This is a genomic window from Trebonia kvetii, from assembly GCF_007827045.1.
GTDB lineage: Bacteria > Actinomycetota > Actinomycetes > Streptosporangiales > Streptosporangiaceae > Trebonia > Trebonia kvetii.
Genome location: NZ_RPFW01000005.1, coordinates 40,658 through 53,756, shown reverse-complemented (window position 1 = coordinate 53,756; position 13,099 = coordinate 40,658). Strand labels below are relative to the sequence as shown.

Here is a 13,099-nt window from a genome sequence, read left to right as displayed (position 1 = left end):
TCACACCACCCGTTCTCGGGTACGCACGAACAGGCCAGCCGGACGGGCGAACAGGACTATCAGCAGCACGGCGAATACGCACAGGTCGCTGTACTGGGTCCCCAGGTAGCGGGACGCGACCGCTTCCACAAGGCCGACGATCACCGCGCCCACCAGCGAGCCCCCCATGGAGCCGAAACCGCCGATCGCGAGGACGACGAACCCCTTGAGCGCCAGCTCGGAGCCGAGCGTCGCGACCGCGAACGTGTAGGGGCCCACTAGCAGGCTCACCAGCCCGGCCACGGCGCCGGCCAGGGCGAAGGTGCCCAGCGCGAGCAAGCGGACGTTCACGCCGCGCAGGATCGCCGCCTCGCGGTCCTCGGCCATGCCGAGCAGCGCGAGTCCCACGGTCAGCCGGCGGCTGAGGTACAGGTAAATGAGGACCAGCACGACAGGAGCGGCCACGAGGCCGACCTCGTAGGGGTATATCCGCCCGCCGAAGACGGAGATCACGTTGGACGATCCCGGAAACGGGACGCTGAGCGGCTGGCTGCCCCAGATGAGCTGGGTTCCCCCGCTGAGCAACGTGGCGACGCCGAGCGTGGTCACCAGGAGCGCGTCCGGCTCGGATACCGGCCGGACGGCGACCCGCTCCTCCACCGTGGCGAGCGCGAGCACCGCCGCCGTCGCGATCAGGGCGACGGCCCAGAGCGGCAGGTGCCAGGTAACCGATGCGTTGTAGGCGACGAACGCGCCCACCATGACCAGTTGGGCCTGCGCGAAGTTGAAAGTCTGCGACGAGACGAAAACGATGTTGTAGCCGATGGCGACTAGGGCGTAGACGGCACCCGAGGCCAGCCCCGACCAGATCAGCGTCATCATCGGTCGGCCCTCCGAAGGAGCGTTCCGCTTGCGGTACCAGTAGGTGCAGTCCGCCGCCTGACCACGGGTCCGGGCCGTGCCGGGAGACCCGGCACGGCCCGGCAGCGCATCATCCGCTGTGCCCGAACTGCCCGTTGACGACGAGCGACGGCGGGATGAAGACGAACTCGCCGGACTGCTGCTGCGGTGAGTGCTCGGCTGCCGTGAACCCGTAGTGGGTCACGATGGCGGTCTGCGCGCTGTCGAGCACGGACGGGTTCACCAGCTCCTTGGCGATCGCTGTCGAATCGACCGAGTTTGCGGCCTTGGCCGCCGCCGCCACCAGCGGGAAGGCGTCGTAGTTGTAGGCGAGGATAAGGGTCGACTTGATGGGGCCGAGTTCTGTCATCGTCTTCACTGCGGTGTTCACCAGTGCGGCGGAGGCCGTGTAGACGGTGCTCTTGAAAACCTGCATCTTCAGGTTCTTGACGAGTGCCGTCCCCTCGTAGCCACTGGGTGCCGGGGTAGAGATGAGACCGGTCGCCGACACCGAGTTGTCCGCGAGGACCGGGATGTTCCAGCCCAGCTGCTGCAGGCTCTTGAGCAGGTAGCCGACGGGTGGGCCGTAGGCGTCCATGACCAGTACGTCGGGCTTGGTCGCCTGGATGGCCTGCAGCTCCGGTGTCATGCTCAGCGCGTTCTCGTCGTACTGCTGGCTGGTGGTGACAGTGAAGCCCGCCGCGATGAACGCGGTTTCCAGCTCGCCTCCGAAGGCGGTGCCGTACGCGTCGCTGCCGTGGATGATGCCGACCTTCTTGTACCCGGCCGCCTTCATCGTGGGGATGAAGCCCTTGACGTAATCGGACGGGCCGGGCGAGAGGTCGAAGTTCAGCGGGAAGTCAGCCGGGTTGGACGAGGTCGTCGTGGGCCCGATATTGAAGGAAAGGATGCCGTTCGCCTTCAGGATCGGCAGCACAGCCGCGGCGACGGTCGAGGGACCGGAATCGAGGTAGAGGTCGGGCTTCTTCCCCGAGTGAACGGCGTTGAGCAGGTCCGTGACTGCCGTGGCCGGGTTTCCCCCGTCGTCGTCCACGGTGACGACGACCTGGTGGCCGTCTATGCCTCCCTCGGCGTTGACCGCATCCGCGCCCGCCTTCGCGGCAAGGACTGAGGTGGAGGCGTTGTCTGCGAGCACGCCCGCGGCGCTGAGGCCGCCAGTGATAAGGACCCGGTACGGCGTGGCCGAGCCTTTGCCGGTCGCCGCGGCGCTTGTCGAGGCCGTCGGGGTGCCTGTGCTCGAGCTACTGCTGCATGCCGCGACACCGACCGAAGCGGCGAGCGCCACCGTGGTGGCGACCAGTCGACGTCTCATGTCTCACTCCTATGGTGTATCAAGCGCTTGCTTGATTCAGCAAGACTAGTGACGCGAGTAGCCAAAGGTCAAGGTGGCGAAACACAGAAATGACATACCTGTGGCATCGCCGTTACAGACTCGTCGCATATTGCTCATGTCTGGTCACTCACCGTCGAGAGCGGTATTTGTCCAGTTCGTGCCGCGCGACGGTGCGGACGTGCACCTCGTCGGGACCCTCCGCTATCCGCAGCGTCCGCGCGGACGCCCACATGCGGGCGAGCAGCAGGTCGTCGGTGACGCCGAGACCGCCGTGTACCTGAATCGCCCGGTCGAGGACCGAACTGGCAACCCTCGGCGCCACTACCTTGATGGCGGCGACCTCAGGCTGAGCCCCCTTGACGCCGCAGGTGTCGATCAGCCAGGCCGTCCGCAGCACGAGCAGCCGGGCCTGATCGACCTCCATCCGCGACTCGGCGATCTGTTGCCTGACCACGCCCTGATCCGACAAGGGCCCGCCGAAGGCATGCCTGCCGAGCGACCGCCTGGTCATCATCTCCAAGGGCCCGCTCGGCCATCCCGACGCAGCGCATCGCGTGGTGGACGCGCCCCGGGCCGAGTCGGGCCTGCGCGATGGCGAACCCATCGCCCTCGCCGCCAAGCAGGTTCGCCGCAGGCACGCAGACGTTGGCGTAAGTGATCTCGCAGTGCCCGTTCTGGTCGTGGAACCCGAAGACGGGAAGCGCCCGGACGATTTCCACCCCCGCGGTGCCCACCGGGACGAGGATCATCGACTGCTGGCGGTGCGCGGGCGCGTCCGGGTTGGTCTTGCCCATGACGATGAGCAGCTCGCACCGGGGGTCTGCGGCGCCCGTGGTCCACCATTTCCTGCCGTTGATGACGTAGGCGTCGACATCACGCACGATCGACGTCTTGATGTTGCGCGCGTCTGAGGAGGCGACATCGGGCTCGGTCATGGAGAAGCCCGAGCGGATACGGCCGTCGAGGAGCGGGTCGAGCCAGAGCCTCCGCTGCTCCTCGGTGCCGAACAGATGCAGGAGCTCCATGTTTCCCGTGTCCGGCGCGGCGCAGTTCATCGCCTGCGGTGCCAGGTACGGCGAGCGCCCGGTTAGCTCGGCCAGCTGCGCGTACTCGACGTTGGTAAGTCCCGAGACCGCCGGCAGGAACAGGTTCCACAGCCCCAGTGAGCGCGCGGTCCGCGTCAGCCTCTCCAGTACGGGCGGAACGCTGTGGTCGCCCGGACCTGCCGCTTGCCGGTAAGCCGTGTATTCCGCCTCAGCGGGATACACGTGCTCTTCCATGAATTGCAGGAGCCGCTCGCGCAAATCCCGCGCCGCCGCCGACAGCGAAAGGTCCATGACTCCTTCTCAGGTTGGTTCTCCTGGCTCGGGACCTGCGCACCGAGTTCTCGCGACGGACGCGGCGGCGCGAATGGCCGGACTCGACGTCACGGCGTCATTGAGCCACACTTTCAACTATAAGCAAGCGCTTGATAAGGGGAGGTGCAATGCGATGCACCCACGCCTGTCCGTGCACACGGTGGGTTTCGGCAACCGGTCCGCCGTGGAGATCTTCCGGCTTCTCGCAGCCGCCGGGCTGTGCCGTGCCGGAGTAACCCTGGGCCAGCTTGAGCTTGGTGGTATCGCGCGGAGCATCGAGGCCGCCCGCGAGGCGAACGTCCGGGTCGTCGACATCGCCGCGCCGGCCGCGTTCGACCTGCAGGCTCCCTCCACCTGGGCCGCCAGCCAGAGCCGTCTGCGTGCGTGCGCGGACGCAGCCGCCGGCATCGGGCGTTATCCCGATCGCCCGGCAGCTCAGGTGGCTGCGGGAAGCGGGTTACTCAGGGCCGATCGAACTGGAACTGCTTGGCCCGCGGATCGAGGCCGAAGGCGTGGTTGAAGCCTGCGGGCGCGGTCTGGCAGCCATCGAGGCATTGATCTAACAAGCGCTTGATAGGTAATGTGACCCGGAAATCAGCTAAGCAGAAGGTGGTGGGTCCGATGGGTGCGCTTGACGGGCGCGTGGTCGTCATTACGGGAGCTGGCCGCGGTCTCGGCCGGGAGTACGCGCTCCTCGCGGCGGCCGAGGGGGCCTCGGTGGTCGTCAACGACAACGGCTGTGCCGCGGACGGCAGCGGCTTCGACCCGGCCTGTGCCGAGATCGTGACCGCGGAGATCGTCGCTGCTGGCGGCAGTGCGACAGCCTCGGCGGCCGACGTGCGGGACCGCGCGGGGGCTGGGGCGCTGCTTGAGCAGGCCCTCGGCACCTACGGATCCGTCCACGGGCTTGTCACGAACGCGGGCGTGCTGCGTGACCGCATGTTCGCCAACATGTCCGACGACGAGTGGGATGACGTGATCGCCGGTCAACTGCGGTCAACCTTCAGCCCGCTGAGCGTGTTCGTCCGGCACTGGCGGGACCGCAGCAAGGCAGGCGCCGCCGATCAGCCGTCCATCGTGACGGTCTCATCGACGTCGGGGCTGCTTGGCGCGGCGGGGCAGTCGAACTACGGTGCGGCCAAGGCGGCTATCGCCGCGCTTTCGAGCATCCTTGCCGGCGAGGTGAAGCGGTACGGCATCCGCGTGAACACCCTGGTGCCGGCCGCCCGGACCCGGATGACCGAGGAGGCGCCTGGGGTGAAGGACATGGTCGCCGCGCCGGTGGACGGGTCGTTCGATGTCTACCATCCCTCCAACGTCGCCCCGCTCGCCATCTGGCTGCTCTCTGCCTCGAACCAGTTCTCCGGGCGGACTTTCTTCGCGAAAGGTGCCGAGGTCCGCGAGTTCGTGCCCTGGCACTATGGCCGGGTCATCGACAACGGCGCCGCCCGCTGGACGGTGGCGGAACTCGACAAGCGGATGACCGAACTGGCCTTACAGGCAAGCCGCCAGGGGGCGCGCGTGCGACGCCACCGACGCCGCCTGGCGAGCGTAGCTGTCCAGGGGACGGGCGAGCCGCTGGCGCTTGCGGGACGCGCGCGCCCAGACGCCCTCGATGATGCAGGCAAGCTTCCACCATGCGAAGGCGACGAAGAAGGCGAAGTCGGTGTCCGCGGGCAGTCCGGAGGCTGTCAGGTAGGCGGCGGCCATCTCGGCCCGGCTGGGGAAGCCAGGAACAAGGGTCAGCGGGTCGTTGAGCGCGGTGACCTCGTCGCCTGGTTCCGCCCAGTACGCGAGCAGCACGCCCAGGTCGGCAAGGGGGTCGCCGAGCGCGCAGATTTCCCAGTCCACCAAGCCAATTACGCCGCCATCCAGGTCGAGGACGCAGTTGTCGAGCCGGAAGTCTCCGTGCACAACGGACGCGCGCCGCTGCGGTGGCACGTGCGCGGACAAGATTGCGTGCGCCTCATCGATGTCCGGCGTGGGCCGGCGTCGGTCGGCGTCAACCTGGCGTCGCCACCGGCGGAGCTGACGTGCCACGTAGTCTTCCCTGGGCCCGAGGTCGCCAAGGCCGATCGTGTCGGGATCGAGGCTATGCAGCCTGGCGAGGGTCCGCGCCAGGTTCTGGCCGGCGGCCCGGCGCGCCGCCGGGTGAAGTGAGCTCGCGTCCTGTGCGCCATGGCAGTGCATGCCGTCGAGGTACCGCATGACGAAGAACGGCGTGCCGATGACGCCCGCGTCCGCTGGCTGGCGGAGTCCGCCAGCAGCACGGTGATGTTCGAGTTCCCGCCCGCGAGAACAGTGGAGGTGAAGGGCGGGCGGATGCCGGGCACCCGGCCGCTAGCCACTTGGTGAGCCGCTCGCCTGCCTGGTCGTCGAGCCACCCGGGGTGCAGGTCACGCCGTCGCTCACCGGCTTCCCTCGGCGTAGCTACCCGCCACCGCCGACGCATGGTCGGGGTCGGCGGCGGGATCGAGCGGCAGGAACTTGACGATGGGGATGTCCACGCCGGCCCGCCGGTAGGCGTGCAGCGCGGCGGCGCACTGCGCGGGTGTACCGTGCACGATCAGGTCATCGACCACCTCGTCGGGCACGGCGGCGGCGGCGCCTTTCCTGTCACCCGCGTCCCACAACTGCCACATGGGCGACAGCGCCGCCTCGCGGCCAAGCCAGCGCTGGAAGGCGGCATAGCCGGGGACGGTCAGGTATCCGGCTATCAGCCGCCGCGCCGCTGCCCTGACCACCTGGGAGTCCTCGGAGCAGCAGACGAACACGCGTGCCGCGACAAGCGGGCGGTCCCCGACGACCTGCTTCACCGTATGCACGTCGGAGGCGCCGAGCCAGTTCAGGACCACGCCGTCTCCCTCGGCCGCCGCGACCCTGAGCATGCCGGGGCGCAGCGCCGCGATCAGCAGTGGCGGTACCCGTTCTGGGGGCTGCTCAAGCCGGAACCGTCGCACGGCGAAGGTGTCGTATTCCTCGTCCACCAGGTCACCCGCGAGCGCGGCGCGCAGGAACCGCGCGGTATCGCGTACGCGTTCAACCGGCCGCTCGTACGTCGCGGCGTTCCAGTCCCTAGCCAGCACGGGCGAGGAGGCGCCGATGCCGAGCAGGAAGCGGCCGGGGGCAAGGCATGACAAAGCGGCGGCGCTCATCGCGAGCATTGCCGGGCCGCGGGCGAACGCCGAGGCGACGGCCGTCCCAAGCCAGGCTGACGGAACGGCGCTTGCTGCGGCGGCGAGCGGGGTGAACGCGTCGAACCGGGACGTCTCGGCGGTCCAGAAGTCCGTATAGCCCTTCGCGGACAAGACCGCCAGCTCATCGGCCGGGTCAATTCCGCTCTTCAGCGGAATGGTGAGCCCGAGCCGCGCGACCGCCCCTTCTCGCATGCGTCTCCAATCAAGCGCTCCGGGATCGCCCCCGTCGGGTACTGGACCAGCGAGGGAGGGGCGCCGCGGCGGAAGATGCCCGCGGCGGCCTCCCCGGCGGTGCGCAAAGCTTGCCTACTTCATCGTCTTGATGGTCTGACCGCCCAGCGGGTCGCCGCCTACTTCCGCGTTGTGCGCGTGGGCGACGTGGTGCAGACCGAAAACCGAGTCCATCCCGGTCTGCAGACCCATGATGTCCTCCACCTGGTTCACCGCCTTCTTGGTCAGGGCCAGCCCGAGGCGGGGCATCTGGGCGATCCGCGCGGCCAGCGCCATCGTCTCTGTCTCCAGTTCTGCCCTGGGCACCACCCTGTTCACCATGCCCAGCTGAAGGGCGCGGTCGGCGTAAACACGGTCACCGGTGAAGAGAAACTCCTTGGCGAAGCGCGGGCCCATCACGAACGGGTGCGCGAAGTACTCGACGCCAGGGATCCCCATTTTGACCACCGGGTCGGCGAAGAAAGCGTCATCGGCAGCGACGATGAGGTCGCAGCACCAGGCCAGCATGAGCGCGCCGGCGATGCAGGCGCCCTGCACCATCGCGATGGTCGGCTTAGGGAGTTCCCGCCACCGCCGGCACATGCCAAGGTAGACCTCGGACTCGCGCGCGTAGCGGCTCTCCGCCCCCTCTTTGCCGACGTGATCCCACCACAGGCCGGCATGGCGGTCGAACGACTCGTGCATGTCCCGGCCGGGCGTCCCGATGTCATGGCCGGCCGAGAAGTGCTTTCCCGCTCCGGCCAGCACGATCACCCTGACCTCGTCGTCGTCCGCAGCCCGGTAGAAGGCGGCGTCAAGCGCATAGGTCATCTTCGAGTTCTGGGCGTTGCGGTACTCGGGCCGGTTCAGCGTGACCACTGCGACGGCCCCGTCCTTGCGGTAGAGCACTACCGGGTTCTCGGCTGCCGCGATGTCGCCCTGCTGGCTATTCGCTGTGCTGGTCATCGTGCTGCTCCTCAGGAACCGTGCTTGCCGTCGGCGACGAACGCGTCCCTGGCCCGGTCGCCGGCGCCGGCCAGGTTGAGCTCGAAGGTAAAGCCCTGCTCGTAGCGGTAGCTGCGGTTGACGTCCCACAGGTCGATCCCGTTCAGCGACTCCTTGGCACGCCGGATCACAAGCGGGTCCTTCGCAGCGATCTGCTCGGCGAACTCAAGAGCCGTCTCGCGGAGCTTGTCACGTGGCACAACCGCATGGACCGATCCGAAATGGTGCAGTTCGGCAGCGGTCGCCGTGGCCGAGGTGTAAACCATGGCGCGCATCTTGTGCTGCGGGACGAGCCGTGACAGGTGGGTGGCCGCGCCAAGAGCGCCCCTGTCGACCTCGGGCAGTCCGAATGTGGCGTCCTCGGACGCGATGATCACATCGCTGTTGCCGACGAGCCCAATGCCGCCCCCGAGGCAAAACCCGTGCACAGCCGCGATCACCGGGACGGAGCACTCATAGATCGCCTTGAACGCCTCGTAACAGCCCCGGTTGACCCCGAGAAGGGCGGCGAAGCCCTCGGTGCGCTGAATTTCCTTGATGTCCACGCCGGCGTTGTAGCCGCGCCCTTCGGCGCGCAGAATGACCGCGCGCACGTCGGGGCTGGCTCCGGCCTCGTCGACCCGCCTGGCAACATCGAACCACCCCGCCACCGGCAGCGCGTTGACCGGCGGATTGTTCATGATGATCTCGGCGATGCCGTTTCCTGCCAGCTCCGTGCGCACCATGGGCACGGGTTGCTCAGCGTTCATGAGGACACCTCGCTGGCGCTCGGAGTGCGCATTCGCGGACGGACTGTACTTGCTGGTTCACTCGCATGCTCGCTCACAATGCGCTCCTTATGTCTTGGCGTTGTCTCAAGCGTGCTGGCTGCTCACCGACACGACCTCGCCGGTCATGTAGGAGGAGTAGTCGCTGGCCAGGAATACCATCACGTTGGCGACCTCCCACGGCTCGGCGGGACGGCCGAAGGCCTCCCGCGAGACCAGCCGGGCCAGGTTCTCTTCGGTGGTGACCTTGGACAGGAACGGGTGCATGACAATGCTCGGGGACACCGCGTTGATCCGGATGCCGTATTGTGCCACGTCCATGGCAGCACACCGCGTCAGCGCCATGACGCCTGCTTTCGCCGCGGCGTAGTGCGCCTGGCCCGCCTGTGCACGCCAGCCGAGCACGGACGCGTTGTTGACGATGACCCCGCCGCGGCGCGGGACCATGTGCCGCAGGACGGCCCGTGTGGCGCGGAAGGTGGCGGTCAGCGTGACGTCAAGTACCGTGCTCCACTGGTCGTCGGTCATGTCGAGGATGCTCACCTCGCCGCCGAGCCCGACGTTGTTGACCAGCACGTCGATCCCGCCGAGTTCGGCGTCGACGGTATCGATGAGGTGGTCGACCTGCTCCTGGACGGTCCCGTCGCAGGGCACGGCGAGAGGAAGCTTCCCCGTCTGCTCTTCGAAGCTTCTGGCCGCCTCGCCGAGCCGGCGCTCGTGCCGGTCGCTGATGGCAACTATGGCGCCCTCGGCCGCGCAGCGCAGCGCCGTGGTGAACCCGATGCCAGTGCCGGCGGCCGCAGTCACCAGCACCGTCTTGCCGGCCAGCAGTTGATGCCCGTCATCCGGCCCGGCCGGCCCTGACCTAGCTGGCAATGCGCTCATCGCGGGCCTCCGAGCCGGGCGAGGACCTCATTGGCTTCTCGCACGATGCGCTCGATCAGCTCGGCGCAGCTCGGGATGTCGTCGATGAGCCCGACGACCTGCCCCGAGGCACTGACGCCGATGTCGGTCCTGCCGTTGAGCAAGACCGAACGGTACAGGACGGGTGCGTTCGCGGCCATGATGACCTGAGTCCAGGGCAGGTCATGCTCCTTCTTCATCTCGATGCCCTCGCGGATCATGTCCGGCCAGGACGTGCCGGAGATCTGGTGGAACAGCACAGCGCTGCGGATGGCGCGGGCTACCCGCCGCGGCGCGCTCGTCGCCTGAAGCCTGCCGATCTGGCCTGCGTTCAGCAGCCGCTGGGGAACTCCGTCGATCTCGCTGGTGACCACGGTGTCCGTCACCTTCTTGGTCAGGTACAGCTCCTTGACCGCCGGGGCGACCGGCGACTCCCTGGTCAGCAGGAATCTGGTGCCCATGGCGATGCCCGCCGCCCCGTAGGCGAGGGCGGCGACCAGGCCGCGGCCGTCGAAGAAGCCGCCAGCGCCGATGACCGCGATGTCGACAGCCCCGGCCACCTGAGGCAGCAGCAGGCTGGTCGGTACCACGCCGGTGTGCCCGCCGCCCTCCGCGCCCTGGACGACGACCGCGTCTGCCCCCCAGGCCTTGACCTTCTCCGCGTGCCTGACGGCACCGATCGACGGCACCACGACAAGGCCGCCGTCCTTGCACCTCGCGATAAGGTCCTGCCGCGGCGCCAGGGCGAACGACGCCACCTTGACCCCGCACCTGATCAGCAGGTCAATCCGCTTCTCAACGTCGGGCTGGTTAGCGCGGACGTTGACGCCGAACGGCTTGTCCGTCAGCGACTGGACGGTGGCGATGGCCTCGGCCAGTTCCTCGTACGACATCAGGCCGCTGCCGATGATTCCCAGGCCGCCCGCCGCGGAGGTCGCGGCTGTCAACCGAGCGTCGGAGACGTACCCCATCCCCGTCTGGACGATCGGGTAGTCGATGCCGAACAGCTGGGTGATCCTGGTCTTTAGCGCGGGGTGCGGCGCGATCGTGGTCGTCATGCGGGCACCTCCTGGTAACGCAGGCCCTTCGGGTCGATGACTTCCCTGATCAAGCGCAGCTCCTCGGCGCTCGGCTCACGCGTGGTCGGCACGTGGTCGCCGATCACGAGACCGAACCCGGTCGCCGCGACAACCTCATCGACGCTGACCCCGGCGTGGACCGAAAGGAGCCGCATCTGCCGGGTCCCGGGTTCCCAGTCGAATGTGGCCAGGTTAGACACCACCCGGCGGAGCTGCATGTACCGGGTGGCCGCGGCTCCTGCCTTTGCCCCGTTGTCCCACCCTACGCCGGCGACCATATCCACCCTGGGGGTGAAGACGCGTGCCGAGTGCCTGGGCACCCAGTAGCTCGTAGGATGCGAGACCGAGTTCCCGGGGGCGCCGCGGACGCCAAGCAGCTGTGCCTTGGGTCTGGCATGGCTGCCGATCGCGGAGATGTTGGCGTTGCCGTGGGCGTCGATCTGGCTCGGCGTCATCATGACGTGCCGGTCACCTCGCCAGACGATGTCGAAGACGGCCCTGTAGGGCAGCCAGCTCTCCACGGTGCCGGGGGCGGGGGTACCGACCGGCCACGTGCCCTCCACGATGTGGGCTTCGCCGTCGGTGACGAGGAGCAGCGGCTCGAACGTGTGCCTTGCCAGCCGCACCGCGATGGTGGGAATCAGGCCAATGGGGGCGGCGAGGATCTCGCCGTCGCCGCGGAACGCCTCGGCGCAGGCGATGACGCACGCCTCGGCACGGTCAGCGGCCAGATCGGTAGCCGGCATCACGCCTCCTTCCCCGCGGCGAACGCGGCGACCTCACGCTGGTAACCGGCCTCACCGCTGGCAAGAAAACGCTCTGTGAACGCGGCCCATTTGCCTGGGTCCCCCGCCGCCTCCACGTACATGCGCTGGAATGCCTCGTCGCGGTCGTAGTCGGGTACGCAGGAGGTGAAGTGCGCGCCGTTCGGCGCCTCGACGACCCCGGTAACCAGCATGCGGGAGATCCGGACCGTGACCGGGTGGGCGGCCTTCGTCAGCTCCTCGGTGGGCACGATCTGCTCACACGACACGTAGGCGCGCTCGGAGGCGGCGCAGAAGAGGTCATCGAAATACGGGTCAGGCCCGAGGAACTGGGCGTTGCCCTTCTCATCGGCCCGGTTCATGTGTACGAGCGCGGCGTCAAGCTTCAGCGGCGGCATGGCGATGAACTCCTCGCCCCCGTAGGGGTCCAGGACAGTGCGCAGGCCGGGGTTGGTGTCGGCGACCAGCGAGCCGAGGCCGACCCTGGTGGGCACGAACGGCAGCCGGGTCGCCGCCGCGTAGAGGCCAAGCTGGACCATGCCCTCGTCGTATTCGGCAACTTCGATGCTGCCCTGCTGCCGGGCGGCGCGGAAAAGCGGGTCAAGCGGGATGCTGTCGAGCGAGACGAAGCCGAACACCAGCTTCTTCACCTTGCCGCCGGCGCACAGCAGCCCAATGTCGGGACCGCCGTAGCTGACCACGGTCAGATCAGTCAGATCAGATCGCAGAATCGCGCGGACCAGGGACATTGGCTTGCGTCGCGATCCCCATCCGCCAATGCCGATGGTCATGCCCGACCGGAGCTGACCGACTACCTCTTCCTCGGTCATCCTTTTCCCCGCCACACTCGCCTCCTATCAATCAAGCGCTTGCTCGGTAAATGTCAGGATGGAGCGTAACACGTTTCCGCCAAGCCGTCACCCGGTCGTGGCCGCGCCACCTCACCGCGGCCACGACCGGGATCCCTCATGACCGGCCAGGTCGCGGTACTCGCGCAGCGGCACGGCTCGCTCCCGGCGGACGCCCAGCTGCCTCGGGCCCGGGGGCAGTGCGTACAGCGGGTCCGTCTCCTTCAGCGAGGCCAGGCTCCGGGCGGCGAGCTCCTGGTAGACCATGGGACCGTTCGACTGCCAGGCGATCTCGGCGTCCCTCAGGGCGCGGACTTCTTTGGCTGGCGAGCCGAGCGCCAGGTAGCCGTCCCTGACCGTCGTGTCGGCCGGCACGAAGCTGTGCGCGCCCACGAGCGCATGTGCCCCGATGCGCGCGCCGTCCATGACCGTCGCTCCGATCCCGATCAGGGCGCCATGGCCGATCTGGCAGCCGTGCAGCGTTGCCCGGTGCCCAATGTGGCCGCTTGGGCCGACGCTGGTCTCCCGGCCGGGAAAGCAGTGCAGCACGCAGCCGTCCTGCACGTTGGCGCCGGCGGCGACCGTAATGCGGCCCATGTCGCCGCGCAGCGAGGCGCCCGGCCCGATGTAGCACCCTGCCCCGATCACGACGTCGCCGATCAGGACTGCCGTGGGGTGAACGAACGCCGTCGGGTCGACGACAGGGATGACGCCGTCGATGGCATAGGCGGGCAC

The 13,099-nt window shown here is 68.2% G+C and carries 13 protein-coding genes and 2 pseudogenes; 3 read left to right on the top strand and 12 right to left on the bottom strand.

Features of this window, described 5'->3' with window-relative positions:
* The 3 genes and pseudogenes from EAS64_RS25245 to EAS64_RS25235 all read right to left on the bottom strand — a co-directional run bounded on the left by EAS64_RS25245 (position 1) and on the right by EAS64_RS25235 (position 3,570).
* Positions 1–861, bottom strand: a complete 861-nt coding sequence (locus tag EAS64_RS25245; RefSeq protein ID WP_222849593.1) for a branched-chain amino acid ABC transporter permease — start codon at positions 859–861, stop codon at positions 1–3.
* 109 nt (positions 862–970) lie between these two features.
* The gene (locus tag EAS64_RS25240; RefSeq protein ID WP_145856865.1) at positions 971–2,212 is read right to left on the bottom strand and encodes an ABC transporter substrate-binding protein; all 1,242 of its coding nucleotides are present in this window, start codon (positions 2,210–2,212) and stop codon (positions 971–973) included.
* Positions 2,213–2,360: 148 nt separating this feature from the next.
* Positions 2,361–3,570 (bottom strand): annotated as a pseudogene (locus tag EAS64_RS25235) (acyl-CoA dehydrogenase family protein).
* Between the two features lie 401 nt (positions 3,571–3,971).
* On the opposite strand from EAS64_RS25235, the gene EAS64_RS25230 reads away from it, so the two are divergent.
* Together EAS64_RS25230 and EAS64_RS47585 are read left to right on the top strand one after the other, a co-directional pair.
* Positions 3,972–4,154, top strand: coding sequence for an apurinic/apyrimidinic endonuclease family protein (locus tag EAS64_RS25230; RefSeq protein WP_145856864.1), 183 nt, complete (start codon positions 3,972–3,974; stop codon positions 4,152–4,154).
* A 58-nt stretch (positions 4,155–4,212) separates the two neighbouring features.
* Positions 4,213–4,941 (top strand): annotated as a pseudogene (locus EAS64_RS47585) (SDR family NAD(P)-dependent oxidoreductase); the annotation flags it as partial.
* A gap of 144 nt (positions 4,942–5,085) precedes the next feature.
* Here the strand turns inward: EAS64_RS47585 and EAS64_RS47580 are convergent.
* Entirely contained in the window at positions 5,086–5,799 is a 714-nt protein-coding gene (locus tag EAS64_RS47580; protein ID WP_369333566.1) for a phosphotransferase family protein, read from the bottom strand.
* Here EAS64_RS47580 and EAS64_RS45010 point away from each other — a divergent pair.
* Positions 5,770–5,946 (top strand): hypothetical protein, encoded by a 177-nt coding sequence (locus EAS64_RS45010; RefSeq protein ID WP_222849591.1) that lies wholly within the window; start codon positions 5,770–5,772, stop codon positions 5,944–5,946. The two genes, EAS64_RS47580 and EAS64_RS45010, sit on opposite strands and share 30 nt — an antisense overlap.
* Positions 5,947–5,999: 53 nt before the next feature.
* On the opposite strand, the gene EAS64_RS25215 is transcribed toward EAS64_RS45010, so the two are convergent.
* From EAS64_RS25215 to EAS64_RS25180, 8 genes are all read right to left on the bottom strand, one after another.
* Positions 6,000–6,980: an LLM class F420-dependent oxidoreductase gene (locus tag EAS64_RS25215; protein ID WP_145856862.1), complete on the bottom strand. Its 981-nt coding sequence runs from the start codon at positions 6,978–6,980 to the stop codon at positions 6,000–6,002.
* Positions 6,981–7,094: 114 nt separating this feature from the next.
* Entirely contained in the window at positions 7,095–7,964 is an 870-nt protein-coding gene (locus tag EAS64_RS25210) for an enoyl-CoA hydratase (protein ID WP_145856859.1), read from the bottom strand.
* Positions 7,965–7,975: 11 nt separating this feature from the next.
* On the bottom strand, positions 7,976–8,752 hold the full coding sequence (locus EAS64_RS25205) for an enoyl-CoA hydratase family protein (RefSeq protein ID WP_246115861.1): 777 nt from the start codon (positions 8,750–8,752) through the stop codon (positions 7,976–7,978).
* Between the two features lie 105 nt (positions 8,753–8,857).
* Complete coding sequence (locus EAS64_RS25200; protein ID WP_145856857.1) at positions 8,858–9,655, bottom strand: SDR family oxidoreductase; 798 nt, start codon at positions 9,653–9,655, stop codon at positions 8,858–8,860.
* Entirely contained in the window at positions 9,652–10,731 is a 1,080-nt protein-coding gene (locus EAS64_RS25195; RefSeq protein WP_145856855.1) for an NAD(P)H-dependent flavin oxidoreductase, read from the bottom strand. The genes EAS64_RS25200 and EAS64_RS25195 overlap by 4 nt, the downstream gene beginning before the upstream one ends.
* Positions 10,728–11,498 carry a CoA-transferase subunit beta gene (locus EAS64_RS25190; protein ID WP_145856853.1) on the bottom strand — a complete coding sequence of 257 codons (771 nt, stop codon included), beginning with the start codon at positions 11,496–11,498 and terminating at the stop codon, positions 10,728–10,730. The genes EAS64_RS25195 and EAS64_RS25190 overlap by 4 nt, the downstream gene beginning before the upstream one ends.
* Positions 11,498–12,361, bottom strand: coding sequence for a CoA transferase subunit A (locus EAS64_RS25185; protein WP_145856851.1), 864 nt, complete (start codon positions 12,359–12,361; stop codon positions 11,498–11,500). The genes EAS64_RS25190 and EAS64_RS25185 overlap by 1 nt, the downstream gene beginning before the upstream one ends.
* Before the next feature lie 96 nt (positions 12,362–12,457).
* On the bottom strand, positions 12,458–13,099 hold the full coding sequence (locus EAS64_RS25180) for a gamma carbonic anhydrase family protein (protein ID WP_145856849.1): 642 nt from the start codon (positions 13,097–13,099) through the stop codon (positions 12,458–12,460).